This is a genomic window from Paractinoplanes rhizophilus (genome assembly GCF_042664765.1).
GTDB classification, from domain to species: domain Bacteria; phylum Actinomycetota; class Actinomycetes; order Mycobacteriales; family Micromonosporaceae; genus Actinoplanes; species Actinoplanes rhizophilus.
In genome coordinates this window covers 1-15,470 of sequence record NZ_JBHTBJ010000045.1, presented here as the reverse complement: position 1 = coordinate 15,470, position 15,470 = coordinate 1, and the positions used below count along the sequence as shown (strand labels likewise).

Annotated in this window: 12 protein-coding genes; 6 read left to right on the top strand and 6 right to left on the bottom strand. The window is 73.0% G+C overall.

All coding sequences use genetic code 11. The features are described 5' to 3' along the window. Window positions 1–38: 38 nt before the first annotated feature. From ACFQS1_RS34870 to ACFQS1_RS34855, 4 genes are read left to right on the top strand one after another with little or no spacing between them, the layout of a single operon-like run. On the top strand, window positions 39–1,367 hold the full coding sequence (locus ACFQS1_RS34870) for an extracellular solute-binding protein (protein ID WP_378976282.1): 1,329 nt from the start codon (window positions 39–41) through the stop codon (window positions 1,365–1,367). Continuing rightward, window positions 1,364–2,344 carry a carbohydrate ABC transporter permease gene (locus ACFQS1_RS34865; protein WP_378976281.1) on the top strand — a complete coding sequence of 327 codons (981 nt, stop codon included), beginning with the start codon at window positions 1,364–1,366 and terminating at the stop codon, window positions 2,342–2,344. Before ACFQS1_RS34870 ends, ACFQS1_RS34865 begins: the two co-directional genes overlap by 4 nt. Beyond that, entirely contained in the window at window positions 2,341–3,168 is an 828-nt protein-coding gene (locus tag ACFQS1_RS34860) for a carbohydrate ABC transporter permease (RefSeq protein ID WP_378976280.1), read from the top strand. Before ACFQS1_RS34865 ends, ACFQS1_RS34860 begins: the two co-directional genes overlap by 4 nt. Window positions 3,169–3,176: 8 nt before the next feature. Beyond that, the gene (locus ACFQS1_RS34855; RefSeq protein WP_378976279.1) at window positions 3,177–4,790 is read left to right on the top strand and encodes a beta-N-acetylhexosaminidase; all 1,614 of its coding nucleotides are present in this window, start codon (window positions 3,177–3,179) and stop codon (window positions 4,788–4,790) included. A gap of 29 nt (window positions 4,791–4,819) precedes the next feature. Here the strand turns inward: ACFQS1_RS34855 and ACFQS1_RS34850 are convergent, their stop codons facing one another. After that, on the bottom strand, window positions 4,820–5,170 hold the full coding sequence (locus tag ACFQS1_RS34850) for a TraR/DksA family transcriptional regulator (protein WP_378976278.1): 351 nt from the start codon (window positions 5,168–5,170) through the stop codon (window positions 4,820–4,822). A 35-nt stretch (window positions 5,171–5,205) separates the two neighbouring features. Then, the gene (locus tag ACFQS1_RS34845; protein WP_378976277.1) at window positions 5,206–5,958 is read right to left on the bottom strand and encodes a cell shape-determining protein MreB; all 753 of its coding nucleotides are present in this window, start codon (window positions 5,956–5,958) and stop codon (window positions 5,206–5,208) included. Between the two features lie 260 nt (window positions 5,959–6,218). Between ACFQS1_RS34845 and ACFQS1_RS34840 the strand changes: the two genes are divergently transcribed. Continuing rightward, window positions 6,219–7,559 (top strand): PucR family transcriptional regulator, encoded by a 1,341-nt coding sequence (locus ACFQS1_RS34840; RefSeq protein WP_378976276.1) that lies wholly within the window; start codon window positions 6,219–6,221, stop codon window positions 7,557–7,559. 233 nt (window positions 7,560–7,792) lie between these two features. Next, a complete protein-coding gene (locus tag ACFQS1_RS34835) occupies window positions 7,793–9,919 on the top strand; it encodes a DUF4153 domain-containing protein (protein ID WP_378976275.1) in 2,127 nt (708 codons plus the stop codon). Window positions 9,920–9,961: 42 nt separating this feature from the next. Here ACFQS1_RS34835 and ACFQS1_RS34830 read toward each other — a convergent pair whose 3' ends face one another. The 4 genes from ACFQS1_RS34830 to ACFQS1_RS34815 all read right to left on the bottom strand — a co-directional run. Beyond that, entirely contained in the window at window positions 9,962–11,944 is a 1,983-nt protein-coding gene (locus ACFQS1_RS34830; RefSeq protein WP_378976274.1) for a sensor histidine kinase, read from the bottom strand. Between the two features lie 190 nt (window positions 11,945–12,134). Beyond that, window positions 12,135–12,956: a rod shape-determining protein gene (locus tag ACFQS1_RS34825; protein WP_378976273.1), complete on the bottom strand. Its 822-nt coding sequence runs from the start codon at window positions 12,954–12,956 to the stop codon at window positions 12,135–12,137. A gap of 86 nt (window positions 12,957–13,042) precedes the next feature. After that, window positions 13,043–13,906, bottom strand: a complete 864-nt coding sequence (locus ACFQS1_RS34820) for a DsbA family protein (RefSeq protein ID WP_378976272.1) — start codon at window positions 13,904–13,906, stop codon at window positions 13,043–13,045. Window positions 13,907–14,067: 161 nt separating this feature from the next. Next, window positions 14,068–15,470: transketolase-like TK C-terminal-containing protein (locus ACFQS1_RS34815; protein WP_417629342.1), on the bottom strand; the 1,403-nt coding region annotated here is incomplete at its 5' end.

Here is a 15,470-nt window from a genome sequence, read left to right as displayed (position 1 = left end):
ACCATCGCGCCCGCGACAGAACCCCTTGAGGAGTCCCCATGAACAAGCGCCGCTACGCCGCCACGGCCGTCCTCTGTGCCGCGACCCTGCTGGTGAGCGCGTGCGGTGGCGGCTCGAAGCCGGCCGCCGGAGACGACGGCTCGCCCCGGACCGTGCCGAACACCCGGGGCGAGGGCAAGACGCTGACCGTCTGGGTCATGGACGGCGACTACACCGACGCCACCATCAAGGCCATCAACGACCAGTTCACCCAGGCCACCGGCGCCCAGGTGGACGTGCAGATCCAGCAGTGGGAGAGCATCACCACCAAGATCAGTACGGCGTTGTCGACCAGCGGCACCCCGGACGTGCTCGACCTCGGCAACACGCAGGTGCCCGGCTTCGCCGCGAACGGCGGGCTGCTCGATCTGACGGCGTACAAGGCGGATCTGCAGCAGGGCCGCACCTGGCTGGCCGGTCTGGAGGAGCCCGCCACCGTCGACGGCCGGCTGTACGCGGTGCCCGGCTTCGCCGGCGCCCGCGCGGTCATCTACAACAAGAAGACCTGGGCGGCGGCCGGGGTCACCGCGACACCGAAGACGTACGCCGAGCTCACCGCCGCGCTCGACAAGGTCCGGGCGCACCACCCGGCCGCCGACTTCGCGCCGTTCTACCTGCCCGGGCAGTACTGGTACGCCGGCATGCAGTTCGTCTGGGACGCCGGCGGCGACATCGCCAGCAGCACCGGCGGCGCCTGGAAGGGCGGCTTCTCCACGCCGGAGGGCCAGAAGGGGCTTTCCGACTTCAAGACCTTCCAGAACTCGTACTCCACCAAGGCGTCGCAGGCCCTGGACACCATCACCCCGGACCAGAACCAGGTCTTCGCCGACGGCAAGACCTCGGCCATCCTGTCGACCACCGGCTCGCTCGGCCTGATCCAGAAGGCCAACCCGAAGATCAAGACCGCGGATCTGGGCACGTTCCCGCTGCCCGGCGTCTCGGGCAAGGCTCAGCCGGTGATGCTCGGCGGCTCCGACTGGGGCATTGCCACCAAGAGCGACACCCCCGAGCTGGCCCTGCAGTGGACCAAGATCGCGGCCGGCCCGGCGGTGCAGGACAAGGACGTCTTCGGCCACGACGGCTGGATCCCGAACAGCACCGAGGGCATCGAGGCCGCCCAGGCGAGCCTCGACGAGCAGCTGACGGGCTTCTTCACCGCCGCGCTGAACTCCAAGGCCACCCCGGCCGCGGCGCAGTGGCCCACCCTGGAGGGCGACAAGAGCATCAACCAGGTGTTCTCGGCGGTCGCCTCGGGCGCCAAGTCGCCCGCGGACGCCGGCCGGGAATTCGACGCCCACCTCGAGTCCACCCTCGCCGGCGGCAAGTGACCGTCGTGCCGGCCACCACCGCCCTCCGGGACGCGGCCGGCGCCACGCCGGCCGCGCCTCCCGCGCTCGCACCGCGGCCCCGCCGGCGACGGCGGGACCGGGCGCCGCTGTGGCTGCTCAGCCCCGCGGGCCTGGTGCTGGTCGTCGTGACACTGGCGCCGATCGGCTTCCTGATCTTCACGTCGTTCACCGACTACAACCAGCGGACCCTGTTCACCGGCTCGTACTCGTTCGTCGGCGCCGACCAGTACGCCGAGCTGCTGGCCGACCCCGCGTTCTGGCAGTCGCTGCTGCGGACGGTCCTGTTCACCGCGGCGATGGTGGCCGGCAGCGTGCTGATCGGCATGGGCGTCTCGCACCTGCTCGTCCGGCTCGGCCGCGGCTGGCGCTACACGGTCACCGTGGTGCTCATCGTCGCCTGGGCGATGCCGAACGTGGCCTCCTCGCTGGTGTGGAACTGGCTGTTCCAGCCGGGGTACGGCGTCGTCAACTGGGCGCTCGACCGGGTCGGGGTCTTCGGCCGCACCGCGGATCTGAACTGGGCGCAGGACCCGGCGCGGGCGTACGTCTCGATCTGGCTCTTGATCGTCTGGCAGGCCGTGCCGTTCATCGCGCTGACCCTCAACGCCGCCGAGACCCAGGTCCCGCGGGAGTACCAGGAGGCGGCCCGGCTGGACGGCGCGAGCGAGCTCGCGGTCTACCGGATCGTCACGCTCAACCACATCCGGCCGACCCTGCTGCTGGTCACCATCCTGTCGGTGATCTGGGACTACAACGTCTTCAACCAGATCTGGCTGATCTCCCGCGGCGGCCCCGGCGACAGCACCGCCACGCTGGGTGTGTTCACGTACAAGACCGCGTTCGTCGGCTTCCACATCGGGCAGGGCGCGGCGATCTCGGTCGTCACCACGCTGCTGCTGCTCGGGCTGACCGCGTTCTACATCCGCAACCTGCTGCGATCCGGGGAGGACCTGTGAGCCGTCGCGGCCGCTGGGTGGCGAACACCCTCGCGGCGATCTTCTGCCTGCTGTGGGCGTTCCCGGTCTACTGGATGGTCAACACGGCGTTCAAGCCGCGGCCCGAGGTGATGACCGCGACGCCGCATTTCCTGCCGGACCACCCGACCCTGAGCAACTTCGGCAACGCGGTGCGCCAGCCGCAGTTCCTGACCGATCTGCGCAACAGCGTCATCGTCGTCGCGCTGACCGTGGTGGCCTCGATCGTGCTGGGCCTGTTCGCCGCCGCCGCGCTGTCGCGGTTCCGGTTCCGCGGCCGGCGCACCATCATGGTCGTCATCCTGGCGGTGCAGATGCTGCCGGGCACCGCGCTGCTGATCCCGATGTTCGTGATGTTCAACGGCCTGGGCCTGCTCGGCACGTACGCGGCGCTGGTCCTGGCCTACGTCGCCACCGTGCTGCCGTTCTCGATCTGGGTGATGCGCGGCTTCTTCGTCGCCATCCCGGCCGAGATCGAGGAGGCCGCCCACATCGACGGCGCGAGCACCTGGGGCGTGCTGACCCGGGTGTTGTTCCCGCTGGTCGCCCCGGGCGTGATCTCGACCGGCATCTTCGCGTTCATCGCGGCGTGGAACGACTACCTGTTCGCGTACACGTTCATGCCGGACCAGAGCCGGTACACCCTGCCGGTCTGGCTGGCGTCGTTCACCAATCCGCACACCGGCACCGATTTCGGCGGGCAGATGGCCGCGTCCGTACTGTTCTCCGTACCCGTCGTCGTGTTCTTCCTGATCATTCAGCGCAACCTTGTCGCCGGAATGTCCGCCGGCGCTGTGAAGGGCTAGGTTCCACCTTGCTGATCCCTCGCCCGCTCTCCTTCGCCGCCGGCGCCGGGGAGCTCGTCCTGAACCACGGCACCACCCTGTCCGCGCCCGCGAGCCTCGGCGGTGTCCTCGCCTGGCTGCGGCAGGCGTTGCGTCCCGCCACCGGCCTGCCCCTGAACGAGGCGGCGGAGCCGGGCGGCATCGCGCTGGAGCTGGCCGGCGACCTCGGCCCCGAGGCGTACCGGATGCGGGTCACCCCCGAGCGGGCCACCATCGCGGGCGGCAGCCCGGCCGGCGTGTTCTACGGCTGCCAGGCGCTGCTGCAACTGCTGCCGCCCGCGGTGTACCGGCGCGCGCTCGTCGCCGGGCAGCGCTGGGCCGTGCCGGCCGTGGACGTGCGCGACGAGCCGCGGTTCGCCTGGCGCGGGGCGATGCTCGACGTCGCCCGGCATTTCATGCCGAAGCACGACGTGCTGCGCTTCCTCGACCTGATGGCGTTGCACCGGCTCAACACCCTGCACTGGCACCTGACCGACGACCAGGGCTGGCGCCTGGAGATCAAGCGGTATCCGCTGCTCACCGAGGTCGGCGCGGGGCGGCGGGAGAGCCAGGTCGGCGCCACCCGGGACGCGCCGGGCGACGGGCGCCCGCACGGCGGTTTCTACACCCAGGACGACGTACGCGAGATCGTCGCCTATGCCGCCGAGCGCTTCATCACCGTCGTCCCCGAGATCGAGTCGCCCGGGCACGTGCAGGCGGCGCTGGCGGCCTATCCGCGGCTCGGGGTCACCGGCCGGCCGCTGGAGGTCTGGACGCGCTGGGGGATCAACCCCAACGTCCTCAACGCCGAGGAGTCCACCGTCGGCTTCTTCCGCGACGTCCTGGACGAGGTCATCGAGCTGTTCCCGGCCCGCTGGATCGGCGTCGGCGGCGACGAGTGCCCCCGCGACCAGTGGCGCAACGACCCGCGCACCACCGAGCGCATGGCCGAGCTCGGCCTGACCAGCGCGGAGCAGCTGCAGTCCTGGTTCATCGGCCGCCTCGACGAGCATCTGACCGCGGCCGGCCGCCGCCTGTTCGGCTGGGACGAGATCCTCGAGGGCGAGCTGGCACCCGGCACCACGATCCTGTCGTGGCGCGGCCTGACCGGGGCGATCGCGGCCGCCCGCCGCGGGTACGACGTGGTGTCCTGCCCGGACGACCACGTCTACCTCGACTACCGGCAGTCCGAGTCGCCGGACGAGCCGATCCCGGTCGCCATCGCGCTGACCGTGGCCGACGCGTACGCCTTCGACCCGGTGCCGGCCGAGCTGAGCCCGGCCGAGGCCCGGCACATCCTCGGCGGCCAGGCCAACATCTGGACCGAACACGCCGACTCGCCGCGCGCCGTCGACTATCTGGCCTTTCCCCGGCTGTGCGCGGTGGCCGAGGCCCTCTGGAGCCCGGCCGGCGGCGACTACCGCGACTTCGCCCGCCGGCTCACCGGCCATCTGGACCGGCTCGACGTGCTCGGCGTGGAGTACCGGCCCGCCGACGGCCCGCTGCCCTGGCAGCGCCGTCCCGGGGTGCCGGGCCGGCCCGACACCCGTCAGCAGCGCGCCGCGCACATCGCGCGGCTGGTGGCCAACATCAGCACGTCCTGACCGTCAAAGATCGTCCGGCCGGCGACCGTTCATCGCGGCCGGCCGTCGCGCCCCGGGTCGCATCGGGTGCAATGGCGGGCGTGCGGCAGGGCGCGGAGGCGGCCGAGCGGAATCGGCCGGCCGCAGTCCTCGCACACGCCGTACGTGCCCTCGCTCATCCGCCGCAGCGCGCCCGCCGCGTCCGCGATGGCCTGCCGGGACGCGGCGGCGAGGACGTCCAGGGTGTGCCGGTCGTAACCGCCGTGGCCGGGCAGCCGGCCGTACACGGTCAGCTCGGTGAGCCGCTGGGTGTGCAGCGCGAACTGCTCCTCCAGCATGGTGCGGAGCAGTTCCAGTGGTTCGGCCGCCGGGGCTTGCGGCGTTTGCGGTGCGATGGTCATCGGGGCCTCCATACCTCGGGCGCGTGGCGGGCTCGTCAGGTGCCGACCGGGTGACGCAGCAGCGACATGGCGGCCAGGCCGGCGCCGTTGAGCGCCGCGGTGCGCGGGGCCGCGGCGCGATGCACGCGCATGCGCAGCGCGGCGGCCAGGGCCACCGGCAGTTCGGGGTGCACGGCGCCGTCGCCGACCAGCAGCATGCCGCGGGCCGACGCGGACGCCATCTCGACGGAAGCGGCGGAATCGCGCAGCTCGTCGACGTGGCGCGCGACGATGTCGGCGATCAGGTCGGCGGTCGCGCCCCGGGCGAGATCGCGGGTGCCGATCTCGGCGCGCCGGGCGGCCAGCACGTTTCCGTGCTGGAGCAGCGCCACCTCGGTCAGTTGCGCGCCGAGGTCGGCCACCAGCAGCGTGCCGGCGGCCGCTCCGGAGCCGATGGCGGCGGCGCGGACCGTGTCGATGAACGCCACCCGGGCCGGCTCGAAGACCGCCTCGACCACGCGGCGCATCGCCGCCTGGTCGTCCTGGCTGGTCAGGACCGGCCGGCAGGCCGCCACCACGCCGCCCGCCGGAATCGGGTCGGCGTAGCGGGCGACCAGCTGCCGCAGCACCGCGACGCAGCCGTCGACATCGACGACCCGGCCCCGCCGCACCAGGCTGCCGGCCGGCGCGAACGCGTCGCCGCTGGGGCCGCTGACGGTGCCGCGGCGGGCCGCCCACACGCCCGCGACGCTGCTGCCGAAGTCGACCGCGAGGGCCGTCCGCGTCGCTGGTGACTCGCTCGGTCTCATCGGCGCATCCTCCGTGCTGGTGTGTCCCGGCCATCCATCCTGCCCGCCGGCCGGTCGGCCGACACTGGCAACAACCGGCGAAGATGCACCCGCTTGGTTGCCGGTAACCGGTAATCACGCACCGATGGCGGCGCCTCGGTACCTGCTTGCCGACGCCCGGCAAGGAACGGCCGCGAACGTCGCCGCCGGCGCCCGTGGTCGTCGCGTCCCGCGCGGAACAGCCTCGAGGTGGCGGCCGTGGCGACGGCGCGCCATCGGGCATGAAGGACACCGACGCGCCGGCACCGTCGTCCGAGCCGCTGCGTCCCCGGCCGCGATGCACGATGCTGGACACCTGGACGCCCAGTGTGGGAGAGGCCACCGTGATGACGAACGCCGCACGCCGTACCCGACGACCGGCGATCACCGACGCCGGTGAGCAATGGCTCGCCGGCGTCGCCGCCGCGGCCGCCCGCGACGCCGGCGGCATTCCGGTGGCGCTGCTCGGCGACTACCTGCCGATGGTGGCCGACGCCGCCATCTCCGGCCGCAAACCGAAGCGCAGCGAGCTCGAGGCCGTCGAGGCGCTCGGCCGGCAGGCCGCCGAGCAGGGCATCTCGGCCGGCCGGGTGGTGCAGCTCTACCTGTCGGCCGCCCGCCGGCTCTGGCAGGACCTGCCGGAAGTCGTCCGCAGCCGGGACCGCGAGGCCGTGCGCGCCGCCGCCGCGGCCGTGCTCCAGGTCGTCGACGACGCGGTCGCCACCCTGGCCGAGGGGTACGCGGTCGCCCGCCGCGATCTGGTCCGGCACGAGGAGACCCTGCGCCGCGAGCTGATCGACGACCTGCTGCGCGGCGACTCGGACCTCGGCGCCCTGGTCGACCGGGCCGAGCCGTTCGGCCTGGACCTCGCCCGCGTCCACCAGGTCGCCCTGGCCGCGCCCAGCCGGCGGCTGCCGGACGCCGAGACCGCCATCACCGCCCTCGAGGCGGTCATCTTCGACCGGCTCGGCGACCGGGACGTCCTGGTCGCCACCAAGGACGGCCTGCTGGTCGTGCTGGCGCCCGCCGAGGCCATCAGCGCGACCGCCGCGCCGCCGGAGCGGGACCCCACCGAGGAGCTCGGGCACCTGATGTACGGCGAACTGCGCCGCCTGCCTCGCGGCGGCCCCTGGCAGATCGCCGTCGGGCGGCCCCATCCGGGCCTGTACGGCATCGCCCGCTCCTACGAGGAGGCCCGCGAGGCGCTCACGATGGCCCGCCGGCTGCGCGTGCCGTCCCCCGTCGTCAGCGCGCGCGACCTGCTCATCTACCGCGTCCTGCTGCGCGATCAGCAGGCCATCGTGGAGCTCGTCCAGGCCGTGCTCAGCCCGCTCACCCAGGCCCGGGGCGGGGCCGAGCCGCTGCTCGCCACGCTGCAGGCCTACTTCGACACCGGCGCGGTGGCCACCGAGACGGCCAAACGCATCCACGTGTCGGTGCGCACCGTCACCTACCGCCTGGCCCGGGTGCGCGCCCTCACCGGCTACGACCCGGCCGACCCCGCGCATCGGTTCACCCTGCAGGCCGCCGTGCTCGGCGCCCGGGCGCTCGACTGGCCGGCCCAGCCACTGCCCACCTCATAGCGGGACCGGATGGACGGCTGATCGGGTGGACCGCCCACGCCCCGGCGCTGGCCTCCGTCGGCGCCGCGGACCGGTCCCCCGCACCTCCTGGCGCAGCCGCTGAGGCCGCGTGGGCGACCTCCCCGATCCGTGCCAATCCGGTCGGTCGTCGCGGCGATACGGACCCGTCGCGGCGTAGATATTGCGGTGCGTACGGCTTACGGTGTGCGCACCGATCAATCTAGGAGGGTGCAGTGGCGGACCTGCCACCAGAGCAGCCCGATCCCGCCGAGACGGCGAAGTCCGTTCCCGCGGACCCGGGCAAAGACGTTCCCGCCGCCCCGGTGCCGGCGCCCCAGCTGCTGGTCATGCCGCCCACCGACGCGATCCCGTCGATGGTCTGGCCGGGGTCCGACGGGGAGACGGCGTGGGCGATCCCGGTCCAGATCCCATCCGGCACGCGCGGGTATGCCCTGTTCGTACCGATGATCCCGGCCCAGACGCCGGCCCCGGCGCTCGCCGCCGCATCGGCGCCGGCCCCCGCGTCGGCGCCGGCCCCCGCGTCGGCGCCGGCCCCCGCGTCGGCGCCGGCCCGGACGGCGGAGGCTCCGGCCGTCACCCGGCCGGCCGATCAACCCGAGAAGCCCGCGGCCGCGCCGGCCGCAACCACATCGGCCGGCGAAGCCCCAGCCACCGCCGCCGCACCAACCCCGGCCGCCGCACCAACCCCGGCCCCGGCCTCGCCGGCCCCGAGCACTCCCCCGGAACCCCAGGTGCCCCCGCCGGTGAAACCGCAAGTGCTGGTCGCCCAGTCGCCGCAACCGTACGCGCCGCCCTACCCGATGCGTCCGTTCGGCTCGTACGAGCGCCCGCCGACCGCCTGGCAGAAGTTCCGCACCAAGCACTGGCCCGCGCCGAAGGAGGCCAAAGGCTGGGCCGTCCCGGCCGGTGTGCTCGCCGGCGCCCTCGGCTTCCTGGTCTTCCTGCCGCTCGACCGGGTGGGCATCGGCTGGTTCCTCGGCTGGCTGGCGCTGACGCTGGGCGTGGCGTTCGCCGTCCGGACGTCCACCGGCCTGCCGCGCCGGGAGCGCCTGATCCGTTCCGGCTGGGTCGCCGCGGCGCTCGCCCTCCTGCTCATCCTGGCGTTCCGCAACGCGTGGTGGCTGGTGACGTTCAGCGTGCTGGGCGCGATCGGCTGCACCGCGCTGGCGATCGTCGGCGGCCGGCAGGTCCGGTCGATCCTGTTCAGCCTGGTCGCCGCCCCGTACGCGGCGATCGCCGGCATCGGTTGGGTCCGCCGGCACCTGAACGCGGGCCGCAACCCGGGAATCGCCCGGCGGGCCTTCTTCTCGGTCGCGCTCACCGTCGTGGTGCTGCTGGTCTTCGGCGCGCTGTTGTCGTCGGCCGACATCGCGTTCTCCGAGCTGCTGGACGACGCCATCCCCGATTTCGCGATCGGCTCGGTCTTCCTGTGGATCTTCCTGGCGGTGGCCGGCGGCCTGCTCGCCGTCTCCGGCATCTACACGCTGTCCGCCCCGCCGGTCACCTCCAGCCTGGACAGCCCGGGCAAGGGCCGGCTCGGCCTGATCGAATGGGCGCCGGCCTGCGCCGCCCTGGTGCTGCTCTTCGGCGGTTTCGTGGCGGTGCAGTTCACCGTGCTGTTCGGCGGGCGGCGGCACGTGCTGGAGACGGCCGGGCTCAGCTACTCGCAGTACGCCCGGAGCGGCTTCTGGCAGCTGGTCGCGGTCACGCTGCTGTCGCTGGCGCTGATCGCGGCCCTGGCCCGCTGGGCGAAACGGGATCAGCCGGCGGAGCGCGTGCTGCTACGCGTACTCCTGGGTCTGCTCTGTGCCTTGAGTGTGGTCATCGTGGCGTCCGCGCTGTCCCGGATGTGGGAGTACCAGCGGGTCTACAGCTTCACCGGGGAACGGATCTTCGTGATGGCGTCCGAGATGCTGCTCGGCGTGATCTTCGTGCTGATCGCGGCCGCCGGCATCAAGTGGCAGGGCCGGTGGATCCCGGGCACCACCGTCGCTCTCGCCGTGCTGATGCTGCTCGGGCTCGCGGCGCTCGATCCCGAGGGCTACGTGGCCAGCCGTAACGCCGCCCGCTACGCGGGCTCCGGCAAGATCGACGCGTGGTATCTGCGGGCCCTCTCCGCCGACGCGACTCCCGCTCTGACCAAACTGCCCGATCCGGTACGCCGATGCACGCTGAGCTGGATCGCGGAGGACCTCAAAGAGCCCGACCCCTGGTACGCGTGGAACCTCGGCCGGCAACGAGCGCGCGCGGCCCTGAACGAACTGGGCCCGGCCGCGATCGGCAACCAGAAGGACTGCCGCTCGGCCGACCAGTTCGACCTGCCTAAAAAACGCCGATGAGGTGACGGTGCTCCGGTCCCGTACCGGAGCACCGTCCCGCCGCTATTGCACTGACTCGGTCTGCGGCGCCGCGTGCCGCGGCCGGCGCCCGGCCCGCCCCGCCATCCCCACCAGCCGGGACGCGTCCGACCGCCGGGTCGAGGCGACCTCCGGCGCCGCCTTCTCGGTCGGCACGGCCAGCGCCGCCGGCAGGCTCACCACCGCGCGGATGCCGCCCGCGCCGGTGGGGCCGAGGCGGACCCCGATCCCGTGCTGAGCGGCCAGCGTCGCCACCACGAACAGGCCGAGCCGGGCGCTGTCGGCCGGGTCGAACTCCCCCGGCTGCGCCAGTCGGCGGTTGGTCTCCTCGATCGCGGCGGGCGACATCCCGATCCCGTGGTCCTCGATCTCCACCACGATCCCGTCCGGCACCCGCCGGGCCGACAGCCCCACCGGCGTTTCCGGGGCGGCGAACGTGATGGCGTTCTCGAGCAGCTCACCGATCAGGTGGCCGAGGTCGCCGGCGGCGTGCTCGGGCACCTCGGCGTCGGCGATCGGGCCCATCGCGATCCGGTCGGCGTGTTCCATCTCGCCGGCCACCCGGGCGAGGATCTCGCCGAGGGCCCCGGCGCCGAGCCCGCGCCGGCTCCGCGCCGAGCCGGTCAGGATCACCAGATGCTCCGCGTGCCGGCGCATCCGCACGGCGAGCTGGTACGCGCGGGCGTCGGCGCCGCCCAGCGGACGGAGCGCCTCGATCTGGCGGTCCAGCAGCGCCTGGTTGCGGCGGGCGATGTTGACCAGGGCCTTGTTCATGTCGTACCGCATGGCGGCCTCCGCGGCCGCCGACTCGACCGCGCTGAGGTGCACGTCGGACAGCGCCGCGCCGACCTCGGCGATCTCGTCGCCACCGAGGCGCAGGCGCAACGCCTCGCCGTCCACGTCGATGCGCTCACCGGCCCGCAATCGCCGGACCAGCTCCGGCAGCCGCCGCCGGGCGAGCTCGGTGGCCGCGGTCCGGAGCAGCGACAGCCGCCGTACCACCGAGCCGCCGATCCGCACGGCGAACAGCAGCGACACCACGATGGCGAGCAGGCCGAGCAGGCCGGAGACGCCGAACCGGGTCAGGATCCGGTCCCGGGCCTGCCGCGCGAACGTGACGGCGTGGTCGTAGCCGTCCGCGAGGAAGGCGAAGAACTGGCTCACCGCGGGGTTCGACGTCGCCTTCCAGACCTCCCGGCTGATCCCGACCGGCCCGTCCGACGGCCCGCTCCCGATGACCTGGTCCTCGGCCGTCCGCAGCGCCGCGAACGCGGGACCGCTGAGCATGCTCTTGAACAGCGCCTGATCCGGCGCCGGCAGGGTCGACCCGGCGGTCGGGATCTGGAACCGCAATGCCCCGACGATCTGGACCAGCTGCAGATACTCGCCGTTGCCGAAACGCCCTGCCGCGGTGACGCCGGTCAGCATCGCGTCCTCCTGGTAGAGCAGCTCCCCGGCCCGGCGCATCGCGACCATGGTGCGCATGACCCGCTCCACCAGCGGATCGCTGGAGGCCGCGGCCGCGTTCGAGACGCTGAACGCGGTCCGGATGATGCCGGTGTAACCGCTGAGGACCGAGGTCAGGGTGGCGTCCCGGGCGTCGATCCGGGTCCGGATCAGGGTCAGCGAGTCGAGGCTGGTGGCCATGTCCGCGATCCGCGCCCGGGTGATGTCGGCCGAGACCCCGCTCCCCCGGTACCGGCGGGACAACTCCCGGAACTGCGCGATCGCCGCGTCGGTCTCCGCCCGCCGGGCGCGCAGGGCGCCGGCGTCGCCGCCGGCCGTGGCCAGGAACTCCGCCGACCGGGTGCGCTCGCCCTGCAGGGCGGCCACCATCCGGTCGCACGGCAGGGTCACGTTGTCCCGCGTGTTGTACGTGTCGCGCAACGCCGTCGCGTCGGCGAACGAAGCCTTGACGTCGATCACCCACAGCCCGGTCAGCGCGAGGACCGGCACCAGCAGAGCGAGAACGATCTTCGACCGGATGGACCTCGGTTTTCTTCGCATGTGACCTCAATCGGGCAGACGGCGGGCAAGTCCTCTGGGTGAGAGGTGGACCTGTCGACATCCAAAATGGAGTACGCGCCCGGCTCCGTCCCCGGTTCAGCCACGCCGATCTTTCCCACTGTTCGAGATTTCGACCCGGCGTTCGGCCCGCCGCACCGTCGGCGGCGTCGCCGGTGTCCGCTCCGGCCGGTCAGCGGGTTGCCGGGTGGCGTGCTGCGGACACGGCGGTGAGGCCCGCGCCGTTGAGCGCCGCGGTCCACGGCGCGGCCGTCGACCGTACCGGGATGCGCAGTTTCGCGGCGATCTGCAGCATCAGGCTGGGGGTCATGGCCCCATCGCCGACGACCATGAGGCCACGCGCCGAGGCCGCGGCGGCCACGGCGTCGGTGGCCTCCTCGCGCAGTTCGTCGACCATGCGGGTGGTGACGCGGGCGAGCAACTCGGTGGGGGCGCCCCGCTTGAGGTCGCGGGTGCCGATCTCCATGCGCCGCGCCGCCGTCAGCCTGCCGTGCCGGAGCGCCGCCACCTCGATGATCTCGGCGCCGATGTCGGCGATGAGCAGGCTGCCCGCGGCGGCGCCGGCGCCGATGGCCGCCGCGCGTACGGTGTCGATGAACAGCACCCGCGACGGCGCGAACACGGCGGTGGCGACCTGACGCAGGAGGTATTGCTCCGCCATGGTCGCGAGCACCGGCCGGCAGACGACCACGACCGAGCCGGCCGGGATCGGATCGCGGTACTGCCGGATCAGGCGCGTCAGCAGATCGACACAGCCGCGACTGTCGGCGACGCGTCCCCGGCGCACCAGCGCACGGGAGGCGCCGGCCGTGTCGCCGGTCGGGCAGCTGAGGCCGCGCCGGCCCGCCACCCACACCTGGGTCCGAGCGCTGCCGAGGATGACGGCTATCGCGGTGGGCGAGGTCTCGGCGCTCGCGTGGCTATCGACGGGCGGCTCGGGCGCCGGGCCGCTGATGGGGTGCCGAGCGGGGGCCACCGTGCTGGATGCAGGCATGCCGATCTCATTTCTCCGTATTCCGATGGGGCTTGATGCGCCATTTCCACGCCGCGGCGGCGGTGGCCCGGGCGAGCCGGGAGTGATCAGCGACCGGCGTTGACGGTCCCGGCCGGCTCGGTCGTCCGGTTCGCCGGCGCTGTCGCTCGCTCCGAAGCCGTCGCTCTCTCCAAAGCCGTCGCCGAAGCCGTCGCCGAAGCCCTCGCTCTTTCCGAAGCCGTCGCCGTCGCCGTCTGGGACGCCGGCGGCCGGCGGCCGGCGCGCGGCCCGTCCGGCTCCCGGTCGGCCAGCAGCCCGGCGAGCCAGGTCAGCGCATCGACGCCGAAGTGGACGACGCCGGTCGAGTTCACCGCCGCGGGCACCACGGGCACGCCGAGCGTCAGCCATTGGCGGCGCCACCCGACGACGCGCCGCCAGCCGGTGGTCGTCAGCGGGGCCCCGGTGGGGGTGATGGTGCCGCCGAGCATGCGGGTCGGCTGCGCCGGGTCGGGGTTGCCCAGTCCCGGCTGCGGAAGTTCCAACCCGAGCAAGGACCGCACCGGTACGTGGGGGAAGGTCAGCGCGGCGATCAGCGGGCGTACGTCGTAGGCGTTGCTCAGATGGGCGCCGCGCACCCAGATGGCGTCGAACAGGTCCCGGCGCAGCCGATCGGCGACCCCGTCGGTGAGCGACTCGGCGTAGGCCGACGTTGCGGCGTACGTGTTGCTGATCAGCGCCGGAACGTTGATGGGCGCGTGTTCGCCGGGCAGCGCCAGAGCGCCCACCTCGGCCAGCTCGCGCCGCCACCGGTCGGCATCGGCCACGCTGGGCGTGCCGGTCATCGACAGCCGCGGATCGTGCTCCACGGCGCACCAGTCCACCCGGTGCCCCCGCCGCCGCAGCGCGTCGGCCCGCTGGCTGGCCAGGTACGAGTAGGGGCAGTTGAAGTCCCCATAAACGATGAGTTGCATGGAAACCCCCTAGGGTCGTGCTCTCGCCGCGTGCCTCGTTCCCACTGTCCCGTCGAGCGGACCGGGTCGGACAGGTGCCGCGACGGCCAATGTCGGGATCGTTGCTTGCCGACCGCGTGCGATCGGGCCGCTTCCGGCTGTCTCGGCCGCGCGGTGATGCCTCATGGCGTGCTGTCGGAAGGCGTACCGTCGTATGCCGCCTGTGCCTTGTGGAGCGTCGCCGCGTCCAGCGCGCCGCTCGCGGCCAGCTCCTGCACCACGCGCAGGGCGATCGCCGCCTCGTCGATGCGGAAGTGCCGGCGCAGCGCCGCGCGGGTGTCGCTCCGGCCGAACCCGTCCGTGCCCAGGGACGCCCACCGGTCGGGCACGAACCGGGCGATCTGATCCGGCACCGCCCGCATCCAGTCCGACACCGCCACCACCGGGGCGGCGTGTTCCCGCAAGCGGCGGGTGACGTACGGGACGCGGGCCGGCTCGTCCGGATGCCGCAGATTCCAGCGGTCGGCGTCGAGGGCGTCGCGGCGCAGCTCGGTCCAGGAGGTGACCGACCAGACGTCGGTGTGGATGCCCCAGTCGTCGCGGAGCGTGCGTTGCGCGGCCAGCGCGGCCGGCACGGTGATGCCGGACGCCAGGATGTGCGCCGCCGCGCCGTCGGGGTTGCCGGCGCCGCGGAGGCGATGCATGCCGGCCACGATGCCGTCGATGTCGACGTCGTCCGGCTCGGCCGGCTGGAGGATCGGCTCGTTGTAGAGGGTGAGGTAGTAGAAGACGTTCTCCGGCTGCTCGCCGTACATCCGGCGGAGGCCGTCGCGCACGATGTGGCCCAACTCGTACGCGTAGGCCGCGTCGTAGGCCACGCATGCGGGATTGGCCGAGGCGATCAGCAGCGAGTGGCCGTCCTGATGCTGCAGGCCCTCGCCGTTGAGCGTGGTGCGGCCGGCGGTGGCGCCGAGCAGGAAGCCCCGGGTCATCTGGTCGGCGGCGGCCCAGAGACCGTCGCCGGTGCGCTGGAAGCCGAACATCGAGTAGAAGATGTACAGCGGGATCATCGGTTCCCCGTGGGTGGCGTACGAGGTGCCGACGGCGGTCCAGGAGGCGGTCGCCCCGGCCTCGGTGATTCCCTCGTGCAGAATCTGGCCGTCGGTTGCCTCCTTGTACGACAGCAGCAGATCGCGGTCGACCGAGGTGTAGGTCTGCCCGTGCGGCGAGTAGATCTTCTTGGTCGGGAACAACGCGTCCAGGCCGAAGGTGCGGGCCTCGTCCGGGATGATCGGCACCAGCCGATGCCCGATGTGCGGATCCTTGATCAGGTCCTTGACCAGCCGCACCAGCGCCATGGTGGTGGCGACCGGCTGGCTGCCCGACCCGCGCTTCACGCTCGCGTACGCGGCGTCGCCGGGCAGGGTGAGCGGCCGGCTCCGCACCACTCGGGACGGGACGTAGCCGCCGAGTTCGCGGCGTCGTTCGAGCATGTATTGCATCTCGTCGGATTTTTCGCCGGGGTGGTAGTACGGCGGCAGGTACGGGTTCTGTTCGAGGGCCTTGTCGGGGATGTCGAGGTAGA

What these genes read in the sequence shown, in the direction of transcription:
- ACFQS1_RS34870 (WP_378976282.1), top strand. Translation starts at nt 39, where the DNA reads ATGAACAAGCGCCGCTACGCCGCCACGGCCGTCCTCTGTGCCGCGACC.
- ACFQS1_RS34850 (WP_378976278.1), bottom strand. Translation starts at nt 5,170, where the DNA reads ATGACCATCGCACCGCAAACGCCGCAAGCCCCGGCGGCCGAACCACTG.
- ACFQS1_RS34845 (WP_378976277.1), bottom strand. Translation starts at nt 5,958, where the DNA reads ATGAGACCGAGCGAGTCACCAGCGACGCGGACGGCCCTCGCGGTCGAC.
- ACFQS1_RS34840 (WP_378976276.1), top strand. Translation starts at nt 6,219, where the DNA reads ATGAAGGACACCGACGCGCCGGCACCGTCGTCCGAGCCGCTGCGTCCC.
- ACFQS1_RS34830 (WP_378976274.1), bottom strand. Translation starts at nt 11,944, where the DNA reads ATGCGAAGAAAACCGAGGTCCATCCGGTCGAAGATCGTTCTCGCTCTG.
- ACFQS1_RS34825 (WP_378976273.1), bottom strand. Translation starts at nt 12,956, where the DNA reads ATGCCTGCATCCAGCACGGTGGCCCCCGCTCGGCACCCCATCAGCGGC.
- ACFQS1_RS34820 (WP_378976272.1), bottom strand. Translation starts at nt 13,906, where the DNA reads ATGCAACTCATCGTTTATGGGGACTTCAACTGCCCCTACTCGTACCTG.